The following is a 21,069-nucleotide window of genomic DNA, read 5'->3' as shown; positions in this document are numbered from 1 at the left end:
GAGAGCTCTCCAGACGAGGAGACCGAGATGCCCACCGCCGCCGATCCCGCCACCGACCCCACCGCCCCCCTCCAGGACGGCGCCGCCGAGCGGCTGCGCCGGTGGCGGCTCGTGCTCGGGGGCGAGTCCGACGGCACCGGCTGCCGACTCACCGGCCGGGACACCGCGATCGACGACGCGCTCGCCGCGCTCTACCGGGGTGGGGGTGACCCGGCGGCCGGCCGGCGGCAGGGCGCCCGCAGCGCGGGGCTCGGCGGGTCGGCGCCGCAGGTGGCCCGCTGGCTGGGGGACATCCGGGAGTACTTCCCCACCTCGGTGGTCCAGCTGATGCAGCAGGACGCGATCACCCGCCTGGGCCTGGACCGGCTGCTGCTGGAGCCGGAGATGCTGGAGGCGGTCGAGCCGGACGTGCATCTGGTCGGCACGCTGCTCTCGTTGAAGCACGCCCTGCCCGCCACCACCAGGGAGACGGCCCGGATGGTGGTCGGCAAGGTGGTCGCCGAGCTGGAGCGCCGCCTCGCGGACCGGACGAGGGCGACGCTCGGCGGCGCCCTGGACCGCAGCGCCAAGGTCAACCGCCCGCGCCACCGCGACATCGACTGGGATCGCACCATCCGGGCCAACCTCAAGAACTACCTGCCCGACGCGGGTCCTGACGGTCGTGGCACGGTGGTGCCCGAGCGCCTGATCGGGTACGCCCGGGCCCAGCGGGCGGTGAAGAAGGACGTCATCCTCTGCATCGACCAGTCGGGTTCGATGGCGCCGTCGGTGGTGCACTCGGCGGTGTTCGGCGCGGTGCTGGCGTCGATGAAGAGCCTGGCCACCCGGCTGGTCGTCTTCGACACCTCGGTGGTCGACCTGACGGAGCAGCTGACCGACCCGGTGGACGTCCTGTTCGCCACCCAGCTCGGCGGCGGTACGGACATCAACCGCGCCCTCGCCTACTGCCAGTCGAAGATCACCCGCCCGTCCGAGACCATCGTGGTGCTGATCAGTGACCTGTACGAGGGCGGCATCCGCAACGAGATGCTCAAGCGGGTGGCCGCGATGAAGGCGGCGGGCGTGCAGTTCATCGCGCTGTTGGCGCTCTCGGACGAGGGCGCCCCGGCGTACGACCACGCGCACGCCGCCGCGCTGGCCGAGCTCGGTGCCCCGGCCTTCGCCTGCACACCGGACGCCTTCCCGGAGATCATGGCCGCCGCGATCGAGAAGCGGCCCCTGCCGATACCGAAGCAGGACTGACCACGTAGTCGACGCCGAAGACCACCCGGAAGGGGCATGAGGACGGCCGGAGGGACGAGGGCCGGAGCGGAAGTGAGGACCGGGGCGGGGCAGGGACAGGGCCGGAAGGGCCGCCGCCCGTCACCTGCGGGTCGCGAGTCCCGCACAGGGCTCTCACCCGATCGGCATACCCGCTGTGAGCTGGGCGCACGACACGCTCGGATGCGCCCGTTGTGACGGTTCTCACCAAACAGGAGCGGGCCCGGGGCGAAACACGGCCGTCGTACGGGGATAACCTGCCAGACGGACGTGACGCGCGTGTTGATTGACGTGTGCGCCCGAGGCTCCGCAGGCCGCAAGGCCGTACATCTGCGTACCTGCCCAGCCCCGACGACCCGCAGCGAAGATCCTGCCGTGGCACGCTCGTAGAACACAATCCGCGACCACGAACAAGGACGAACACACGTGGACCTGTTCGAGTACCAGGCGAGGGACCTCTTCGCCAAGCACGGCGTGCCCGTGCTGGACGGCGAGGTCATCGAGACCCCCGAGGCTGCTGCCGCGATCGCAGAGCGCTTCGGTGGCCGCGCCGTCATCAAGGCGCAGGTGAAGGTCGGTGGCCGGGGCAAGGCCGGTGGCGTCAAGCTCGCCTCGGACCCGGAGGACGCCGTCGCCAAGGCCGGGGCGATCCTCGGCATGGACATCAAGGGCCACACCGTCCACAAGGTGATGCTGGCCCAGACCGCGGACATCAAGGAGGAGTACTACGTCTCCTTCCTGCTCGACCGCACCAACCGCACCTTCCTGGCCATGGCCAGCGTCGAGGGCGGCATGGACATCGAGGAGGTCGCGGCCACCAAGCCCGAGGCCCTCGCCAAGGTCCCGGTCGACGCCAACGAGGGTGTCACCCCGGAGAAGGCCGCCGAGATCGTCGCCGCGGCCAAGTTCCCGGCCGAGATCGCCGAGCAGGCCGCCGAGGTTCTGCAGACCCTGTGGAAGACCTTCGTCGCCGAGGACGCCCTCCTCGTCGAGGTCAACCCGCTGGTCAAGAGCGGTGAGGGCAAGCTCATCGCGATCGACGGCAAGGTCTCCCTGGACGAGAACGCCGAGTTCCGTCAGCCGGAGATGGAGTCGCTGGTCGACCACGCCGCGGCCAACCCGCTGGAGGCCGCCGCCAAGGCCAAGAACCTCAACTACGTCAAGCTCGACGGTGAGGTCGGCATCATCGGCAACGGCGCGGGTCTCGTCATGAGCACCCTGGACGTCGTCGCCTACGCCGGTGAGAACCACGGTGGCGTCAAGCCCGCCAACTTCCTCGACATCGGTGGCGGCGCCTCCGCCGAGGTCATGGCGAACGGCCTGGAGATCATCCTGGGCGACGCCGACGTCAAGTCGGTCTTCGTCAACGTCTTCGGTGGCATCACCGCCTGTGACGCGGTCGCCAACGGCATCGTGCAGGCCCTGGCCCTCCTCGAGGAGAAGGGCGAGCAGGTCACCAAGCCGCTCGTCGTCCGTCTGGACGGCAACAACGCCGAGCTGGGTCGCAAGATCCTGACCGACGCCAACCACCCGCTGGTCGAGCAGGTGGACACCATGGACGGTGCGGCCGACCGCGCCGCCGAGCTGGCCAACCAGAAGTAAGGAAGGGGACTTTAACCATGGCTATCTTCCTTACCAAGGACAGCAAGGTCATCGTCCAGGGCATGACCGGCTCCGAGGGCATGAAGCACACCCGCCGGATGCTCGCCTCGGGCACCCAGATCGTCGGTGGCGTGAACCCGCGCAAGGCCGGCACCACCGTTGACGTCGACGGCACCGAGGTCGCGGTCTTCGGCTCCGTTGCCGAGGCCATCGAGAAGACCGGTGCCGACGTCACCGTCATCTTCGTGCCGCCGAAGTTCACCAAGGACGCCGTTGTCGAGGCGATCGACGCCGAGATCGGCCTCGCGGTCGTCATCACCGAGGGTGTGCCGGTCCACGACACCGCGGCCTTCTGGGCCTACGCCGGTGCCAAGGGCAACAAGACCCGCATCATCGGCCCGAACTGCCCCGGCCTGATCTCCCCCGGACAGTCCAACGCGGGCATCATCCCGGCGGACATCACCAAGGCCGGCAAGATCGGTCTGGTCTCCAAGTCCGGCACGCTGACCTACCAGCTGATGTACGAGCTGCGGGACATCGGCTTCTCCTCCGCTGTGGGCATCGGCGGTGACCCGGTCATCGGCACCACCCACATCGACGCCCTCAAGGCGTTCCAGGAGGACCCGGAGACCGAGCTCATCGTCATGATCGGTGAGATCGGCGGCGACGCCGAGGAGCGTGCCGCGGCCTACATCGCCGAGCACGTCACCAAGCCGGTCGTCGGCTACGTCGCGGGCTTCACCGCCCCCGAGGGCAAGACCATGGGCCACGCCGGCGCCATCGTCTCCGGCTCCTCCGGCACCGCCCAGGCGAAGAAGGAGGCCCTCGAGGCCGCCGGCGTCAAGGTCGGCAAGACGCCGTCCGAGACCGCCCGCCTGGCTCGCGAGCTCTTCGACGCCAACAAGTGAGCCGTACGGCGCAGCGCTAGCCGCTGAGCCGTAGCCGAGCGTTCGCAGCGGCGCCCCTGCCCACCGGTAGGGGCGCCGCTGTGTGTCCGTGCCCACGCCAGCTGCGCCGCCGTCACTCCTCCCAGGCGGTCGGCCAGATCGGCAGCGGAAGGTCGGTCGGCGAGGCCGCCGGACAGAGCCGCAGCCCCCGGCACTGCCTGGGCGGCACGGGCGACCGGCGTCCCCGGTAGCTGCATCCCCTCGGCGCTCGACGTGCCCCGCCCGGCCGCGCCGCGCTCGGGCCGAGGCGGTCTGAGCCCCGGAGTCGACATGGTCTTGGGCCGCCGCTGACGAAGCGGGGGAGGGGCCACCATCGGCAGCGGCCGGCCGGGCGTCGGCCCGCACCACACGGTGCGCAGTCCGGCCTCGCTGCCCGGCAGCAGCGGTCCCGCGCCGCCGCTGCCCGGCCCGGTGCACAGCGGCGGCGGCACCGGGGCGGACGGCCGCATCAGCCGCGACGGGCCGTAGCCGATCGCGACCGCCACGATCGCCGCGCCCACCACCAGCACCACCAGCCCGGCGGCCGCCGTCGGCAGCCCGCTGCGCAGCCCGGCCTGCACCCTCAACCGCAGCGGCGACGGCCGGCGCGGCGCCGGGCAGCCGTGCACCGCCGCCCGGTACAGCAGGGTGGCCAACTGCTCGCCGAACCCCGGTGCCGACGGATCCCGGCCCACCAGGTCGGGCACGGACCGCACCAGCGCGGCCCGCGCCCGGCGCACCCGGCTCTCGGCCGCCGCCGTACTGGACTCGACCTCCACCGCGACCTCGGCGACGGGCAGCCCGAGCGCGTCGTGCAGCACCAGCGCGTGGCGCTGAGGGCGGGAGAGCCGCCGGAGCGCCCTGAGCAGCGCCCGGTCACGGGATGTCAACCGTTCCCGGCCGGGGTCGGCCTGACGGTCCTGGCTGACCGGGCAGACCTTGATCCGCGGGCGCGGCAGACGCCAGAAGCGGTGGGTGCGCCGGGGGCCGCCCCGGCGCCAGGGGGAGAGCGCGGTCTCGAACGCGTACGAGCGCACCCAGCGCTCCGGGTCCGGCAGCCGCGACATCTGGTGCCACCGGCGGCCGGCGACACCGAGCGCCAGACGCACGATGTGCACGGCGCGGTGACGGCAGCCGGTGAGCAGGAAGGTCTGCTGCACCAGCCGGGTGTGCGTGACGGTGCACAGCGCGTCGAAGTCGGCGAAGACGAGCCGCGGCGGGACGGGTTTGCCGTCGATCGGGTCGTACAGGATGCCGTTCGCGTCCTTTGGTGCCGTGCCGGCCCGGGACCGGCCGGGGGTCCAGCCGGCTCCCCAGAGCACCTCCGGGGGTCGGGCGGCCTCCGGGGCTCCGTCCGGGACTGCGGTGTGCTGCGCCTCGTCCGAGTCCGTGGCGTCCCGGGCACCGGCCGTGCCAGCCGTGCCCTTCGCGCCGGCCCGACCCGCCTCCCGAGCACCGGCCGTGCCAGCTGCGCCCTGCGTGCCGTCCGGGCCCGCGTCCTGAGCGTCGCTCGGTCCTGCCGTGTCCAGGGCGTCCGTCGGGGCCGCCGCCTGCGCCCGGTCGGCGGACGGTGCCGGGCCCGGTGCGACGAGGACGGCCGCCAGGGCGACGGCCTCCTCCTTGGTCCGCAGGCCCAGCTTCCGCACGGCCCGGGTCAGGTGGCTGCGCGCCGTGTTCGAGGCGATGCCGAGTTCCCAGGCGACGGCCTGGAGCTCGGTACCGGCAGCCAGCATGGCCAGGATCTGGGCCTCACGCGGCGACAGCACCCGGAGCAGTCTGGCGGCATCCGGGTGACTGCGTGCCGTTGCGGGTGTCGTCGTCACCGCGTCACCTGGCGCGGCTACGCGTGCAAACTTGGCACATAAGCAAATAATCCGGGACACGTCGAGGTTTTGCCGCTTGACGGGGCACAACGGGTCGGAGTTGGGACCATGAGGCCCATGACGCAGCTGATGGGCCGTCCGATGCTGGACGTACCGGGAGAATTGGGCGCCCGTCCGGTCATCGCCGACCTGCTCACCGGAGTGCGGGTGGGACTGGTCACCCTTGCCGCGATCGGTGTCCCCGTCCTCGGGCTCTGGGTGCTGACCCCGTACGCGGACGACACGCCCTCCGGTGCGGGGCGGCTGGTCTGCGCGCTCTGGCTGCTCGGCCACGGCGGGCCGCTGACCGATGCCGACCAGATGACTCAGGTGACCCTCACCCCGCTGCTGCCGACCCTGTTCACCGTGACGCTGCTCTACCGGACGGGGGCGCACGTCGGACGGCGCCAGCCGGTCCAGTGGCGGGCTCCCCTGATGGTGTGCGCCGGGTATCTGGGTGTCGCGGTGGCCGTGGTCTCCGGGTGCGCCGGGGAGGGGCCGTTCCGGTCCCGCCCGGCGTACGACATGGTCGCCGTCGCGGTACTGGCCGCCGCCGCGCTGCTGAGTGGCACGGTCATCGGAGGGGCGCGCCCCGAGTGCGGCTGGTGGCCGGCACGCTCCGGCGTACGCTCACGGACCTGGTTGCCGTCGTGGGCCGTGCCGACCGGCGGCGGCCCCGCGATCCGCCGGGCCGCCGCGGCCGGGGGGTCCGGCCTGGTGGCGGCGGGCGGACTGCTCCTGCTCGCCGCCCTGCTGACCGGCCTCGGTGCCACCGGGCGATCGGCCCGGGCCGTGGACGAGAGCATGGCCGGGTACGCCGGGCTGCTCGTCGCCTGTCTGCTGCTGCTCCCCAACGCGGTGCTGTGGGCCGCCTCGTACACGCTCGGACCGGGCTTCGCCGTGGGCACCGGCACGGCCGTCGCACCGACCGGCACCCGGCTCGGCCCGCTGCCCGACTTCCCGCTCTTCGCGCTGTTGCCCGAGGCCGGCGGAGCGGGCTGGCGGCTGGCGGCGTGCGCGCTTCCGCTGTTCGCGGGGGTGGTGCCGGCGGTGCTGATCGGCCGGGCGGCGGCCGGGGAACGGAGCTGGAGGCCGGCGCGGGGCGGGACGGCCGTGCAGGACGAGGAGGGCAGACCTGAGCCGGAGCCGGTGGCAGGGGTGGCGACCGGTGCGGAGACCGGGACGGACGCACGGCCGTGGCATCCGGTGGCCACCGCCGTCGCGGCGCTCGGCAGCGCCCTGCTGACCGGGGCCGGGGCCGCGCTCTGCGCCTGGCTGTCGGGTGGCGCGCTCGCGGGCGGGCGGATGTCCGAACTCGGGCCCGTCCCGTGGCTGGCCGGACCGGCCGCCGCGGGCTGGCTGGCCGCGGTCACGCTGCCCGGGGCACTGCTAGGCCGCTGGTGGCTCACCCGCGGTACCGCGCCCACCTGGTGGGGCCGGTGCACCACTGTCGCCCGCCGCCGCGCCGCTCTCACCCGGCTGGCCCTCCACCGCACCCTGACCCGCGCCGCCGACCGCCTGCCCCCTCGGCGCTGAACGCCCCACGGCAGGGCACAACGTCAGGGCCACGGGAGGCCGCCCGGACACCGCGGCCGGGCAGCGACGCCGTGACCCCGCACCCACGCCGACCAGGGCCTCGGGAGCCGCGCGAGCGGCCACGCGGCCGGAGGACACGCCTGCGCGCGATCCGTACCGCCTGCCGACACGCCCGCACGGCTACCCGCCGCCCGCACGAGCCCCGCACACCCGACTACCCGTCCGCCTGGCTACCCGTCCGCTCGCGTCCCGGCGGATGCCCCGCTACTGGTTGGCGCCGTTGTAGAGGTCGACCAGGATCTTCGGGCCGAGCGGGCTGCAGCCCTGCTGGGCCTCGGCCGTGAGGGCGTCGCTCACGCAGGTCACGTAGTCGTGGTAGTACAGGTTGACGCCGAGGAAGCTGAGTACGAAGAGCACCGCGACACCCCCCGTCACCAGGCCGCCCACGGCCGCCGGGGTCTGCGGGCGGACCGGCTGCGGGCCGATCGGGGGTGCACCGGCCCGGCCGGTACCGGCGGTGCCGTCGGCCGTGGCAGCGGCGGCCTGCCGAGGGGCCCGCAGGGCGCTGATGCCCCAGTAGAGGGCGAGCGCGCCGAGCAGCAGGGCCACGTACGCGATGCCGGTGACCACGCAGAACAGGGCGCCCATGCCCGCGCTGAGGGCGTACCTGGAGCGGCGCTGCAGCGGGTCGCCTGGATCGAACTTCGGCGTCTGCGGCGGCTGCGGGGCCGACCAGCGGCCCTGGTAGTGCGGGCTCCAGGGGTGCGGCGGCGGTACGGCGGGGCGGTCGTCCTCGTCCTCGGGGGCGGCCGGTGGCTGCTGCGGGGTGCGCGGCTGCCACGGCTGATCGGGGGTGCCCGCCGGCGGGGGCGCGAAGGGGTTGCGCTCGCCGGTGTCGTCGCCGCTGCTCATCGGGTCAGCCATTCCTTCTCGTCGGTGCGATCGGTGTGATCGGTTCGATCGGTGCGGGCCGGTGCGCCGTCGGGGACGGGTCGGTGCGGGGCCGCGCAACCAATGATCCCGCAGGCCGCCTCGGGCCTGACGCCGCCCTGCCGACCTGCGCCACCCCGGGGTGCGCGGGGTCCGCGGAGCCGGTCGGTGCTCCGCACCCGCGGAGCGGCCGAGCCGATCATCGAGATCCCCGTCTCAACTACGCGCGTAGCGCTGCCAGGTGCGTACGGAAGGCCTCCGACCAGCCGTTATCGTGGTGACGGTCAGCAGCTCGGAAGGGTTCCCGGGGCCCCGGCAGTGCAGCGCGCGTCCCGGCAACCAGGATCCGCTCATGACATGTTCGCCGCTCGTAGTGGCCCCACCGACGGTGGATGTACCAGCGAGCAACGACGTACGGAGAATCGCGCAGTGGCCGCTGCTTCCGCCCAAGTCTTCCCGCCGCGTACGCCGGGACCGGCCCGTCTGGTGGTCCTGGTCTCCGGTTCCGGCACCAATCTGCAGGCGCTGATCGACGCCGCCGACGACCCGGCGTTCGGAGCGGAGATCGTCGCCGTGGGCGCCGACCGGACCGGGATCGCGGGGCTGGGGCGTGCCGAGCAGGCGGGCATCCCCACCTTCGTCCAGCGGGTCCAGGACCATGCCGAGCGCGCCGACTGGGACCGCGCGCTGACCGCCTCGGTCCTCGGCTACCAGCCGGACCTGGTGGTCTCGGCCGGCTTCATGAAGATCCTCGGCGCCGAGTTCCTCACCGCGTTCTCCGGACGGATCGTCAACACCCACCCCGCCCTGCTGCCTTCCTTCCCCGGCGCTCACGGTGTCACCGACGCGCTGGCGTACGGGGTGAAGGTCACCGGCTGCACCGTCCACCTGGTCGACGCCGGAGTGGACACCGGGCCGATCATCGCGCAGGGCGTCGTCCAGGTCGAGGACGCCGACTACGCCGATGGCGGCGAAGCGCTGCACGAGCGCATCAAGACTGTCGAGCGCACCCTGCTCGTCGACGTCGTGGGCCGCCTGGCCCGCGAAGGTCACCGCATCGAGGACCGAAAGGTATGGATCCCGGCACATGAGTGAGCGCAGCGAAGGAATCATCGAGCGGGGTGCCCGGCGCGCAGCGCCCGCCGAGCGCAGCGAGGTGGGAGCATGAGTGCCAGCTCCACCACGCCCCCCGTCTCCGAGAACGTGAGGCCGATCCGCCGCGCGCTGATCAGCGTGTACGACAAGACCGGTCTGGAGGAGCTCGCCCAGGGCCTGCACGCCGCCGGGGTCGCCATCGTCTCCACCGGTTCGACCGCCGGCCGGATCGCCGCCGCCGGCGTCCCGGTGACCGAGGTTTCCGAGCTGACCGGCTTCCCGGAGTGCCTGGACGGGCGCGTGAAGACGCTGCACCCCCGCGTGCACGCCGGCGTGCTCGCCGACCTGCGCCTCGAGACGCACCGGGCCCAGCTGGCCGAGCTGGAGATCGAGCCCTTCGACCTGGTCGTGGTGAACCTCTACCCGTTCAAGGCCACCGTCGCCTCCGGCGCCACCCCGGACGAGTGCGTCGAGCAGATCGACATCGGTGGCCCGTCGATGGTCCGCGCCGCCGCCAAGAACCACCCCTCGGTGGCCGTGGTGGTCGACCCGGCCCGGTACGGCGACGTCCTGGACGCCGTCCGCTCCGGCGGCTTCGACCTGCTGACCCGCAAGCGCCTGGCGGCCGCCGCCTTCGCGCACACCGCCGCCTACGACGTGGCGGTGGCCAACTGGTTCGAGACCTCGGGTTACACCGAGTCCGAGAGCGCCTTCCCGGCCTTCCTCGGCTCCGCCTTCGAGCGCCAGAACGTGCTCCGCTACGGCGAGAACCCGCACCAGGCGGCGGCGCTCTACACCGACGGCAGCGGCGGCCTAGCGGGCGCCCGGCAGCTGCACGGCAAGGAGATGTCCTACAACAACTACGTGGACACCGACGCGGCCCGCCGGGCCGCGTACGACCACACCGAGCCGGCCGTCGCGATCATCAAGCACGCCAACCCGTGCGGCATCGCCGTCGGCAAGGACGTCGCCGAGGCGCACCGCAAGGCGCACGAGTGCGACCCGGTCTCCGCCTACGGCGGTGTGATCGCGGTCAACCGTCCGGTCACCGTGGAGCTGGCCGAGCAGATCGCGCCCATCTTCACCGAGGTCGTCGTCGCCCCCGCCTACGAGGACGGCGCGGTCGAGGTGCTGGCCCAGAAGAAGAACATCCGGGTGCTGGTCGCCCCGGACGCCCCGTGCAACCGCAAGGAGGCCCGTCCGATCTCCGGCGGTGTGCTGCTGCAGGAGACCGACCGGATCCACGCCGAGGGCGACGACCCGTCGACCTGGACCCTGGCCACCGGTGAGGCGCTGTCCGAAGCCGAGCTGGCAGAGCTGGCCTTCGCCTGGCGGGCCTGCCGGGCCGTCAAGTCCAACGCGATCCTGCTGGCCAAGGACGGCGCCTCGGTCGGCGTCGGCATGGGCCAGGTCAACCGGGTGGACTCCTGCAAGCTGGCGGTCGAGCGGGCCGGCGAGCGGGCCAAGGGCTCGTACGCGGCCTCCGACGCCTTCTTCCCGTTCCCGGACGGCCCGGAGATCCTGATCGCCGCCGGGGTCAAGGCCATTGTCCAGCCGGGCGGTTCGATCCGCGACGAGCTGGTGATCGCGGCCGCCGCCGAGGCCGGGGTGACGATGTACTTCACCGGCACCCGGCACTTCTTCCACTGATGCCGGGCCGGCCGGGGCCTTTCGGTTCCGGCCGGCCCCGGCCGGCTTCGGACAGGCCCTGTCGCCGGCCGGTCCAAGGCAGAGGCCCTGCCCTCCGCTCGGGAGTGCAGGGCCTCTCGCCTGCGGTAACCGCCGGACAGTTACTGCGACTTGACGACCACGGTGCCCATGATCTTGTCGGAGAAGGTCTGCTTCTTGGCGTCCCACAGCGGCCACAGGAAACCGACGCAGCAGCTGAGCTCGTCCAGCAGGTGCAGTGCCTCGCGGGCGAAGGCGGCACCGAAGCCCAGCGGCTGGCCGCTGTCCTCGCGGACCATGCGGATGTTGACGGCCTTCTGACCCAGCGACTGGCCCATCTGGCTCTTCATCAGGGCCAGGATCGCCCAGATGAGGATCATCATCGCGCCCTGGACCACGTTGTAGACGGCCGGGTTGACGCCACCGGTGGTGGTGGTGACGCAGTGGCCGCCCGGCGACATGAGCGCCGAACAGTCGACCTTGGTCTTCGGCTTCAGCACGAACAGGATGATGCCGGGGATGATGCCGATCACGATCGAGTCGATGATGCGGGCGACCACCCGGCTGCCCCAGCCGGCGTAGAAGTTCTGCACCATGCCGGCGTTGCCGTACGGACCCGGCTGCTGCGGGATGCCGCCGTAGCCGGGCTGCGGTGCGCCGTAGCCGGGCTGCGGGGCGCCGTAACCCGGGGCCGGGGCCTGCTGCTGCGGGTAGCCGTAGCCCGGGGCGGGCGGCGGGGACTGCTGCGGGTAGCCGTAGCCGGGCTGCGGGGGCTGCTGGCCGTACGGGTTGTTCGGGTCGGGCGGGTAGCTCATCGGTGCCTCCGAGCGGTTTGGGATGTTGGGACGGGTGGGACAGGAGAATCCCGGTGCGGACGGGCAGTTGAGCGTGCCGACCGGGTGGGACCTTAGCGGACCGGGCTGACACCGAGACAGGGTCGGCATCGCCCGGAAATCCGTGCGCATGAGGAGCGCCGACGCGACCTCAGAGATGGAGGAAGCCGAACCGGTGCAGCTGCCACAGCCAGGAGACCGTCAACGCCGTGCCCAGCAGGACGTTCCGACGGCCGTTCGGCAGCTGCCACCACCAGCGCCCGGGGCCGAGCGGGGCGAACAGCAAGCCGATGGCCGCCACCACGGTGACCGGGTTGGCCGCCAGCGCGGCCGCCCAATTGCCGTGCCCCGCCTCGATGAAGACCGTGGTGCTGCCGCAGCCCGGGCAGGGGATCCCGGTGAACCGGCGCAGCATGCACAGCGCTCCCGGGTCGTGCACGTCGTGCAGTCGGGCCACCGCCAGGGCGGCCGCCGCACCGCCTCCCCCGCGCAGCAGCACTCGCAGAACCGCCCCCGACAGCCGCTCCTCCGAGCGGCGCCAGCGGTCCCGCAGCACCGTCACAGTAGTGGCGGACACGGCTACTTGTAGATGACCGTGAAGAGGACGACCATGGCGACGGAGATCAGGATGCCCAGGGCGTTGAGCACGATCCCTCCGACCGCCACGCCCCGGCCCGTCCCGGTGGCGGCCGAGCGGTTCAGCGCGGCGATGCCGAGGCCGAGTCCGATCAGTCCGAGAAAGCCAAGGTAGGCGCAGGAGAGCACGATGGCGAGGAAGCCGAGCACCACCGAGGCGGTGGCGTAGGAGTCCCGCTGCGGTGTCTGCGCCAACGGCGGGGCCGTGAACGGCTGCTGCGGCACCGGCTGCTGCGGGTAGCCGTAGCCGGGCTGCGGCTGCTGCTGGTACTGCGGTGCGCCGTAGGGCTGTTGCGGCGGGCCGCCGTATCCGCCGTACGGATCGGACGGCGGCGTCTGGTACGGATTGCTCACTTGTTTCTCTTCCCCCGGGATCTCCCCGTCGTCTCCTACGGCCCGTCACGGACGTAGCGAGCGGCGGCGGAGATTACAAGTCCCTATCGTCAACCGGCCCGCGCGGCGGTGTCCAGCCGAGTTCCGGCGCGGCGCCCAACTGTGGCGCAACCGCAACCCGAAACCCACGCTACGTCCTCCCGAACGGTACTTCCGACGCCGCCGGGGCGGTGACGCGGGCACCGGGGGGGATCCAGGACAATGGGGCCATGACTGCCCAGATTCTCGATGGCAAGGCCACCGCCGCCGCGATCAAGTCCGAACTGGCCGTGCGCGTCGCGGCTCTCAAGGAACGGGGCATCGTCCCCGGCCTCGGCACCGTCCTGGTCGGCGACGACCCGGGCAGCCGCTGGTACGTCAACGGCAAGCACCGGGACTGCGCGGAGGTCGGCATCGCCTCCATCCAGCGCGAGCTGCCCGCGACCGCCACCCAGCAGGACGTGGAGGACGTCGTCCGCGAGCTCAACGCCGACCCGGCGTGCACCGGATACATCGTCCAGCTGCCGCTGCCCAAGGGACTGGACCAGAACCCGGTCCTGGAGCTGATGGACCCGGACAAGGACGCCGACGGTCTGCACCCCACCTCGCTGGGCCGCCTCGCGCTGGGCATCGAGGGCCCGCTGCCGTGCACCCCGCTGGGCATCGTGGAGCTGCTGCGCCGGCACAAGGTCGAGATCAACGGTGCCGAGGTGGTCGTGCTCGGCCGCGGCATCACCGTGGGCCGCTCGATCGGTCTGCTGCTCACCCGCAAGAGCGAGAACGCCACCGTCACCCTGTGCCACACCGGCACCCGTGACCTGGCCTACCACCTGCGCAAGGCCGACATCATCGTGGCCGCCGCCGGTGTGCCGCACCTGGTCAAGCCGGAGGACGTCAAGCCGGGTGCGGCCGTGCTGGACGTGGGCGTCAGCCGGGACGCCGAGGGCAAGATCGTCGGCGATGTGGACCCGGGCGTGGCCGAGGTGGCCGCCTGGATCTCCCCGAACCCCGGCGGGGTCGGCCCGATGACCCGCGCGATGCTGCTCAACAACATCGTCGAGGCGGCCGAGCGCCGCGCCGGTCGCTGAGCCGGATGGGGATCAAGGTGAACCGGTCGAGGCGTCGGCCGGTGAAGACCACGGGCACCCTGCCCCCCGAGGGCTCGGGGACGGCGCTGCACTACAGCCACCCCCTGCCGGTCCGGCAGTGGCCGATAACGCTGGTCCTGGCGGTGGCCTGCACCGGACTCGCCATCGCCTGGTTCGGCGACTCCAAGTCCGGTCTGCTGACGAAGGCCGGGCTGCTCACGGTCGGCGGCTCGCTGCTGCTGGCCGCCGTGCTGCGCCTGCTGCTGCCGGAGGTCGGCATGCTGGCGGTGCGCAGCCGGTTCACCGACATCTCGGTGCTGAGCTTCCTCGGAGCGGTGATCGTGCTGCTGACCCTGGTGACCCAGCCGGACCCCTGGCTGCACCTGTCCGTACTGGACAACATCGGCCAGCTCATCGGCCGCCGGCACTACTGAGCACAGTCCCTCCCGTCGGGCGCCGAGGCCCCGTCCGCACCGCGGGCGGGGCCCGGTGCGTCTGTGACGCAACAACCGGGCCCGTACGCGCTCCGGGAGGACGCCTTGCGATAACCTGACGGCGGATCTCTCGATGTCGAGAGATCATCCTCGGCTCCAGCGCCGATGTGCCTGGGGCACTGGCGATTTGCTGGAGAAGGTAAAAATGACCCGCACCCCCGTCAACGTCACCGTCACCGGAGCGGCCGGCCAGATCGGCTACGCGCTGCTCTTCCGCATCGCCTCGGGCCACCTGCTCGGCGCCGACGTGCCGGTGAACCTCCGCCTGCTGGAGATCCCGCAGGGCGTCAAGGCCGCCGAGGGCACCGCGATGGAGCTGGACGACTGCGCGTTCCCGCTGCTGCGCGACATCACCATCACCGACGACGCCAACAAGGCCTTCGACGGCGCGAACGTCGCGCTGCTGGTCGGCGCCCGTCCGCGCACCGCCGGCATGGAGCGTGGCGACCTGCTGCAGGCCAACGGCGGCATCTTCGGCCCGCAGGGCAAGGCCATCAACGACCACGCCGCGGACGACATCAAGGTCCTGGTCGTCGGCAACCCGGCCAACACCAACGCCCTGATCGCCCAGCGCAACGCGCCGGACGTCCCGGCCGACCGCTTCACCGCGATGACCCGCCTGGACCACAACCGTGCGGTCGCCCAGCTGGCCAAGAAGCTCGGCGTCACCGTCAACGAGGTCAAGCGCATGACCATCTGGGGCAACCACTCGGCCACCCAGTACCCGGACATCTTCCACGCCGAGGTCGCCGGCAAGAACGCCGCCGCCGAGGTCAACGACGAGAAGTGGCTGGCCGAGGAGTTCATCCCGACCGTCGCCAAGCGCGGTGCCGCCATCATCGACGCCCGTGGCGCCTCCTCGGCCGCGTCGGCCGCCAACGCCGCCATCGACCACGTGCACACCTGGGTCAACGGCACCGCCGAGGGCGACTGGACCTCGATGGGCATCGTCTCCGACGGCTCCTACGGCGTGGCGGAGGGCATCATCTCCTCCTTCCCGGTCACCTGCAAGGACGGCAAGTTCGAGATCGTCCAGGGCCTGGAGATCAACGAGTTCTCCCGCGCCCGCATCGACGCCTCGGTCGGCGAGCTGATCGAGGAGCGCGACGCGGTCCAGGAGCTCGGCCTCATCTGAGCCGCTCCCGCGGCATGACGCGGCCGGGTGCCACCCACCCCCCTCACGAGCCTTTTGGCTCGTGAGGAATAACGGGAGGCGCCCGGCCGCGGCCGTAGACTGAACCGATGTGAGCGAAACCCTGCAGGACGCTGCCCTCGTCCTGGTCTTCATCATGCTGGGCGGCCTGTTCAACGTCGCCGAGATCTCACTGATCTCGCTGCGCGAGGGCCAGATCCGCGAGCTGGAGGCGCGCGGCACCAGGGGCGCCGTCCGGGCCGCACACCTCGCCGCCGACCCCAACAGGTTCCTGGCCGCCGTCCAGGTCGGGGTCACCTGCATGGGCTTCCTGTCCGCCGCCTTCGGCGCGGACACGCTGGCCGGCAAGGCCGCCCCCTACATCGCCCGGCTGGGCCTGGCCCCGGGAATCGCGGACGCCGTGGCGCTGGTCGGGCTGACCCTGGTGATCAGCTATGTCTCGCTGGTGCTGGGCGAGTTGACCCCCAAGCGGATCGGCCTGCAACGTGCCGACTCCATCGCGGTGCTGGCCGCACCGGTGGTCGACGTGATGTCCGTGGCGCTGCGCCCGGTGATCTGGCTGCTCGGGCACTCCACCAACCTCATGGTCCGGCTGCTCGGCAGCGATCCGAAGGCCGGGCGCGGCAGCATGAGTTCGGAGGAACTGCGCGGACTGGTCGCCGCCAACACCGAACTCGGCAGTGACGAGCGGGCGTTGATCGCCGACGTGTTCGCCGCCGGGGAACGCCAGCTGCGCGAGGTGATGGTGCCGCGCACCGAGGTCACCTTCCTGGACGCCGACCGGGTGCTCACCGAGGTCCGCGAGGAGGCCGCCTCCGCCCCGCACTCCCGCTACCCGGTGGTCGAGGGCTCGTACGACGCCGTGGTCGGCTTCGTGCACGTCCGCGACCTGTACGGCGCCAAGGGCGGTCAGGCGGTGCGGATCCGCGACATCGCCCGCCCGGTCAAGTTGCTGCCCGCCACCAAGCGGGTGCTGGAGGCGATGAGCGAGATGCGTCGCGAGGGCCACCACCTGGCCATCGTGGTGGACGAGTACGGCGGCACCGCCGGGATCGTCACCCTGGAGGACCTGGTCGAGGAGGTGATCGGCGAGATCCGCGACGAGTACGACGCCCAGGACACCACCGCCACCCGCCGGCTGGACGGCGGCGGCATGGAGCTGGACGGCCTGCTCAACCTCGCTGACTTCGCCGAGGAGACCGGCGTCACCCTCCCCGAGGGCCCGTACGAGACCGTGGCGGGCTACCTGGTGAGCGCGCTCGGACGGCTGCCGAAGGCGGGCGACCAGACCGTCACCGAGGACGGGGTGCGGCTAACCGTGGCCAAGCTCGACGGCCGCCGGATCGAACGCATCAAGGTGAGTGCGGTCACACTGTCCGACCCTCCAGGCGCAGACGTTTCCTGACCGGGAGGTGGAGCTGGAACAATGGCCCACATGGTCAACGCAGCGGTCACCGGTCCGGTGAAGGACCGTCCCCGGGTGCTCTCCGGCATCCAGCCCACCTCAGGCTCCTTCCACCTGGGCAACTACCTGGGCGCAGTGCGCCAATGGGTCGACCTGCAGAGGGAGAACGACGCCTTCTACATGGTGGTCGACCTGCACGCGATCACCGTGTCGCAGGACCCGGAGGCGCTGCGCCAGAACACCCGGATCTCCGCCGCGCAGCTGCTCGGCGCCGGCCTGGACCCGGAGCACTGCACCCTCTTCGTCCAGTCGCACGTGCCCGAGCACGCGCAGCTCGCCTGGGTGATGAACTGCCTCACCGGCTTCGGCGAGGCCTCCCGGATGACCCAGTTCAAGGACAAGTCCACCCGGCACGGCGCCGAGAGCACCACGGTCGGCCTGTTCACCTACCCGGTCCTCATGGTCGCGGACGTCCTGCTCTACCAGGCGGACGCCGTCCCGGTCGGCGAGGACCAGCGCCAGCACCTGGAGCTCACCCGCGACCTCGCCGACCGCTTCAACACCCGCTACAGCCCGACCTTCACGGTGCCGGAGCCGTACATCCTCAAGGAGACGGCGAAGATCCAGGACCTCCAGGACCCGACCGCGAAGATGAGCAAGTCGGCCGCCTCGCCCAAGGGTCTGATCAACCTGCTGGACGAGCCCAAGGTCAGCGCCAAGAAGTTCAAGAGCGCCGTCACCGACACCGACACCGTGGTCTCCTACGACGAGGAGAACAAGGCCGGCGTCTCCAACCTGCTGCGGATCCACTCCGCGCTCAGCGGCCAGTCGATCGAGCAGCTGGTCGAGCACTTCGAGGGCAAGATGTACGGCGCCCTGAAGACCGAGTTGGCCGAGCTGTTCACCGAGTGGGTCACCCCGTTCCAGGTCCGGACCAAGACCTACCTGGACGACCCGGCCGAGCTGGACCGGGTGCTCGGCCTCGGCGCCGAGAAGGCCCGCGAGGTCGCCTCGCAGACCCTGGCGACGGTCTACGACCGCATCGGCTTCCTGGCGCCGAAGCGCTGACGCGCTGATGCCCTCGCGCTCACTTCCCGGTGGTGGCGACCTCCCGGAGGCCGTCACCATCGGTGTGTCCATAACCGTCCCGGAGCCGTACGGCAGTGCTATCCAGGACGCCCGCGACGGCCACGGTGACCCGCTCGCCCGTTCGATACCCACCCATGTCACCCTGCTGCCGCCGACCGAGGTCCCGTGCGAGCGGCTGCCCGACATCGAGAAGCACCTGAGCGCGGTCGCCGCCGAACACGCCGTCTTCCCGATGCTGCTCCAGGGCAGCGGCACCTTCCGCCCGGTCTCCCCGGTGGTCTTCATCCGGGTGGAGGAGGGCGCCCAGGAGTGCCGGGTGCTGGAGGCCGCCGTCCGCTCCGGGCCGCTCGCCCGTGAGCTCGCCTTCCCGTACCACCCGCACGTCACGGTCGCCCACGGCCTTCCCGACGAGGTCCTCGACGCGGCGTACGAGAAGGCCCGGACCTTTCACGCCGCCTTCGACGTGCTGGGGTTCTGCCTGTCCCGCTTCGACGCGGACGAGGTCTGGCGGCCCTGGCGCGGCTACCTCTTCGGCCAGGGGTGAGACTTCCGGGGCACCGGACCCGTGCGGCTAGCGGTGCTCCAGCAGGGCGTCCACGACCCGCCCAGCGGCCCGGCCGTCGTCGAGGTGGCAGTAGCGTTCGCGGAACGCGGCGTACCTGTCGGCGTGTTCGTCGGCGAGTGCGTCCACCCGGCCCAGGGCGTCGATGAGTTGGCCGGAGGTGGCGAGCAGCGGGCCCGGCGCCTCGGCCTCGAAGTCGAAGTAGAAACCGCGCAGGTCGTCCCGGTAGTGGGCGAGGTCGTGGGTGAAGAAGAGCATCGGGCGGCCGGTGTTGGCGAAGTCGAACATCACCGAGGAGTAGTCGGTGACCAGCACGTCGGCGATCAGCAGCAGTTCGGCCGTGTCGGGGTAGTCGCCGACGTCGTACAGGAAGCCGTCCCCGCGGCCGGGACACCGCTGGAGCACGTGCGAGTGCGGCCGGACCAGCAGGACGTGGTCCGCCCCCAGCGCCCGGCGCGCCGCCTGAGGGTCGAGCCGCAGGTCCAGCCGGTAGCCGTCACCGCTCCTGGCGTCCTCGCGCCAGGTGGGCGCATACAGCACGACCCGTCTGCCCTCCGGGATGCCCAGCCGCCGGCGCACGGCCGCGGCCAGCGCGGCGTCCGGGCGGGCGAGCAGGTCGTTGCGCGGGTAGCCGCTCTCCAGGATCTCGCCGTCGTAGCGGAAGGCCCGGCGCAGGATCGGGGTGCTGAAGGAGTTGGGGGACAGCAGCAGGCTCCACTGCGGCACCTCCTGGGCGAGGCGACGCAGGTAGCCGTCGCCGTCCAGCCAGCCGGTGGCGACGTCGTGGGCGATCCGTTTCAGTGGGGTGCCGTGCCAGGTCTGCAGCAGGACCTGGCCGTCCCGGCGCCGGACGAACTCGGGGAAGTGGGTGTTTCCGACCAGGTAGCGGCAGGTGGCCAGGGCCTCGTACCACTCGGCGCTCCAGACGGTCACCGCCTCGACGCCGTCGGGGAGTTCGGCCTGCGCGTCGTCCACCGTCCACAGGTGGCGCAGCCCGCTGGCGCGCCGGGCCAGTTCGGCGTGGACCGCGCGCGGGGAGTCGGCGTACCCGCGCCCGCCGAAGACGTCGTACAGCACGGCTTCGCGCAGCGGTTCCACCCTGGCCGCCGGGTAGCTCTGGGAGCGGAGTCCGAGCTGGCGGTGGGCGCTGCGCTCGGCGGCGGGCAGGACGGGGGTGGAGTCCACGATCAGGGTGTCGTGCCAGCGCCGCTGCAGCAGGACCCGCTTGCCCCGGGCCTCGGCCGCCAGCGGCAGCACGTGCAGCACGTCGGGGGCCAGCGCCACCGGCTGCTCGCCCCCGGGGTCGCCTGCGGGCCGGATCAGGACGTCCCAGACGCCCTTGCGCAGCGGTAGCCGACCGCCGTACGAGGTGGGGGCGGTGATCGGCAGCCGGGCCTGGAACCGGCCGCCCGCGAGCGGTTCGACGCCGATCGACTGCTCGTCCAGGCCGCCGCCGTGGCGCAGCACGAGTTCGTGCGGCCCCGCCCCGGGCTGCGGGAAGTGGCCGGTGAGCAGAAAGCCCTCGGGGATGGCGGCGACGGTGTCCGCCACCGGGACGCAGCGCTGCTCGCACAGCTGTAGATGGCTGTCGGCGAGGTGCTTAAGGCGCAGGGTGCGGCCGGGGGCGGGGAGCGCGAACTGGGCGGCCAGGCCGCCCGACGGGTGGTCGAGCACCAGGGGCTCCGTCCGGCCGTCCGGGTAGTGCAGGACCGGGTCCCAGTGCGCGGTCTCGGCCGGGTCGGGCTCGGGGCGGCCGCTGAGCTCGAAGGCGCCGAGCGGGATCCGGACGGTGAGGCTGCGGCCCGGACCGGGCAGCACGGGCAGCGCGATGACGGCCGGGGACTGGCGGTGGTTGAGCCGGACGGTCGCCCCCTCCGCCCGTCGGCTGCTCAGACAGGCCAGTTCGATGCTGTCCCCGACGGTGCGGGTGGCGCTGACCCGGGCGCGGGCGGTCTCCACCCGTAGGCACAGCTGGCCGCCCCGGAAGTACGGGATGGCCTGTACGCCCTCGGCCACCCAGGCGGCGGGCGGGTACTCGCCCGAGCCGCACCAGTGGGCGGTGAAGTCGCCGGGCCAAGGGCGCAGCCCGTCCAGCAGCAGGCCGCCGATCCGCCAGACGCCGTCCTCCCAGTGACCGCCGCGCCGCAGCAGCGCCGGATCGATCCGGACCGCGAACCCGGCCCAGTCGAGGTTGAGGCCTCCTTCGGCGAGTTCGTCGGTGATCTCGGGGAGGTAACGGGGGGTGGTGCGCAGCACGGTGAGCCGGCGGCGGCCGGGGCGGTGCAGGGTGATCAGGGTGCGGGCGGTGCCGAGGCGGTCGGCGCTGCGTCCGGGGACGTGGGCGTGGCCGACCAGTTCGAGCAGTCCGTCGACCCAGGCGGCGGAGCGGATGCCCATCCGGGGGGCGGGATCGGCCGGGCCGGTGAGCGCCGCCCGGCGGGGGAGCGGGACGGAGAATACGAGGGATCTGGCAAAGGAAGGTCGAGGCACCTCAATGCCCTTCGCGCTGCGGGAGTCGAGAGCCCTGCTGATATCCCGTTATCTCACACCACGGCCGA

Annotated in this window: 17 protein-coding genes and 1 pseudogene; 12 read left to right on the top strand and 6 right to left on the bottom strand. The window is 72.2% G+C overall.

The genetic code is table 11. The annotated features are described in order from the left end of the window. Positions 1-27: 27 nt before the first annotated feature. The 3 genes from ABD369_RS21590 (at position 28) to sucD (ending at position 3,770) form a co-directional block, all read left to right on the top strand. Positions 28-1,242, top strand: a complete 1,215-nt coding sequence (locus ABD369_RS21590; protein ID WP_344638121.1) for a VWA domain-containing protein — start codon at positions 28-30, stop codon at positions 1,240-1,242. A gap of 444 nt (positions 1,243-1,686) precedes the next feature. Next, complete coding sequence (gene sucC, locus ABD369_RS21585; RefSeq protein ID WP_344638120.1) at positions 1,687-2,862, top strand: ADP-forming succinate--CoA ligase subunit beta; 1,176 nt, start codon at positions 1,687-1,689, stop codon at positions 2,860-2,862. A 17-nt stretch (positions 2,863-2,879) separates the two neighbouring features. Beyond that, positions 2,880-3,770, top strand: coding sequence for a succinate--CoA ligase subunit alpha (gene sucD, locus ABD369_RS21580; RefSeq protein WP_344638119.1), 891 nt, complete (start codon positions 2,880-2,882; stop codon positions 3,768-3,770). A gap of 746 nt (positions 3,771-4,516) precedes the next feature. Here sucD and ABD369_RS21575 read toward each other — a convergent pair. Then, positions 4,517-5,554 (bottom strand): annotated as a pseudogene (locus ABD369_RS21575) (sigma factor-like helix-turn-helix DNA-binding protein); the annotation flags it as partial. 174 nt (positions 5,555-5,728) lie between these two features. On the opposite strand from ABD369_RS21575, the gene ABD369_RS21570 reads away from it, so the two are divergent. Further along, the gene (locus ABD369_RS21570) at positions 5,729-7,186 is read left to right on the top strand and encodes a cell division protein PerM (RefSeq protein WP_344638118.1); all 1,458 of its coding nucleotides are present in this window, start codon (positions 5,729-5,731) and stop codon (positions 7,184-7,186) included. A 264-nt stretch (positions 7,187-7,450) separates the two neighbouring features. Here ABD369_RS21570 and ABD369_RS21565 read toward each other — a convergent pair whose 3' ends face one another. Then, positions 7,451-8,098 carry a hypothetical protein gene (locus tag ABD369_RS21565; RefSeq protein ID WP_344638117.1) on the bottom strand — a complete coding sequence of 216 codons (648 nt, stop codon included), beginning with the start codon at positions 8,096-8,098 and terminating at the stop codon, positions 7,451-7,453. 447 nt (positions 8,099-8,545) lie between these two features. Here ABD369_RS21565 and purN point away from each other — a divergent pair, with 447 nt between their 5' ends. Together purN and purH are read left to right on the top strand one after the other, a co-directional pair. Next, positions 8,546-9,211: a phosphoribosylglycinamide formyltransferase gene (gene purN, locus ABD369_RS21560; RefSeq protein WP_344638116.1), complete on the top strand. Its 666-nt coding sequence runs from the start codon at positions 8,546-8,548 to the stop codon at positions 9,209-9,211. 69 nt (positions 9,212-9,280) lie between these two features. Then, positions 9,281-10,861, top strand: a complete 1,581-nt coding sequence (gene purH / locus ABD369_RS21555) for a bifunctional phosphoribosylaminoimidazolecarboxamide formyltransferase/IMP cyclohydrolase (protein WP_344638115.1) — start codon at positions 9,281-9,283, stop codon at positions 10,859-10,861. 140 nt (positions 10,862-11,001) lie between these two features. Here purH and ABD369_RS21550 read toward each other — a convergent pair whose 3' ends face one another. From ABD369_RS21550 to ABD369_RS21540, 3 genes are all read right to left on the bottom strand, one after another. Next, positions 11,002-11,694: an RDD family protein gene (locus ABD369_RS21550; protein ID WP_344638114.1), complete on the bottom strand. Its 693-nt coding sequence runs from the start codon at positions 11,692-11,694 to the stop codon at positions 11,002-11,004. A gap of 169 nt (positions 11,695-11,863) precedes the next feature. Then, positions 11,864-12,289, bottom strand: a complete 426-nt coding sequence (locus tag ABD369_RS21545; protein ID WP_344638113.1) for a DUF2752 domain-containing protein — start codon at positions 12,287-12,289, stop codon at positions 11,864-11,866. 2 nt (positions 12,290-12,291) lie between these two features. Continuing rightward, positions 12,292-12,702, bottom strand: a complete 411-nt coding sequence (locus ABD369_RS21540) for a hypothetical protein (RefSeq protein WP_344638112.1) — start codon at positions 12,700-12,702, stop codon at positions 12,292-12,294. 248 nt (positions 12,703-12,950) lie between these two features. Between ABD369_RS21540 and ABD369_RS21535 the strand changes: the two genes are divergently transcribed. The 6 genes from ABD369_RS21535 (at position 12,951) to ABD369_RS21510 (ending at position 18,493) form a co-directional block, all read left to right on the top strand. Further along, on the top strand, positions 12,951-13,808 hold the full coding sequence (locus ABD369_RS21535) for a bifunctional methylenetetrahydrofolate dehydrogenase/methenyltetrahydrofolate cyclohydrolase (protein WP_344638111.1): 858 nt from the start codon (positions 12,951-12,953) through the stop codon (positions 13,806-13,808). Positions 13,809-13,849: 41 nt separating this feature from the next. Further along, positions 13,850-14,242 (top strand): DUF3017 domain-containing protein, encoded by a 393-nt coding sequence (locus ABD369_RS21530; RefSeq protein ID WP_344638110.1) that lies wholly within the window; start codon positions 13,850-13,852, stop codon positions 14,240-14,242. A gap of 205 nt (positions 14,243-14,447) precedes the next feature. Continuing rightward, positions 14,448-15,437 (top strand): malate dehydrogenase, encoded by a 990-nt coding sequence (locus ABD369_RS21525; RefSeq protein ID WP_344638109.1) that lies wholly within the window; start codon positions 14,448-14,450, stop codon positions 15,435-15,437. A gap of 109 nt (positions 15,438-15,546) precedes the next feature. Beyond that, positions 15,547-16,860, top strand: a complete 1,314-nt coding sequence (locus tag ABD369_RS21520; protein ID WP_344638108.1) for a hemolysin family protein — start codon at positions 15,547-15,549, stop codon at positions 16,858-16,860. 30 nt (positions 16,861-16,890) lie between these two features. Then, entirely contained in the window at positions 16,891-17,928 is a 1,038-nt protein-coding gene (gene trpS / locus ABD369_RS21515; protein ID WP_344638107.1) for a tryptophan--tRNA ligase, read from the top strand. A gap of 7 nt (positions 17,929-17,935) precedes the next feature. After that, on the top strand, positions 17,936-18,493 hold the full coding sequence (locus ABD369_RS21510) for a 2'-5' RNA ligase family protein (protein ID WP_344638106.1): 558 nt from the start codon (positions 17,936-17,938) through the stop codon (positions 18,491-18,493). Positions 18,494-18,520: 27 nt separating this feature from the next. Here the strand turns inward: ABD369_RS21510 and ABD369_RS21505 are convergent, their stop codons facing one another. Further along, complete coding sequence (locus tag ABD369_RS21505; protein WP_344638105.1) at positions 18,521-20,908, bottom strand: CDP-glycerol glycerophosphotransferase family protein; 2,388 nt, start codon at positions 20,906-20,908, stop codon at positions 18,521-18,523. Positions 20,909-21,069: the final 161 nt, after the last annotated feature.

Source organism: Kitasatospora cystarginea (assembly GCF_039533515.1).
Taxonomy (GTDB): domain Bacteria; phylum Actinomycetota; class Actinomycetes; order Streptomycetales; family Streptomycetaceae; genus Kitasatospora; species Kitasatospora cystarginea.
The sequence above is the reverse complement of the archived record's forward strand: the minus strand, read 5'-3'. Positions and strand labels throughout refer to the sequence as shown.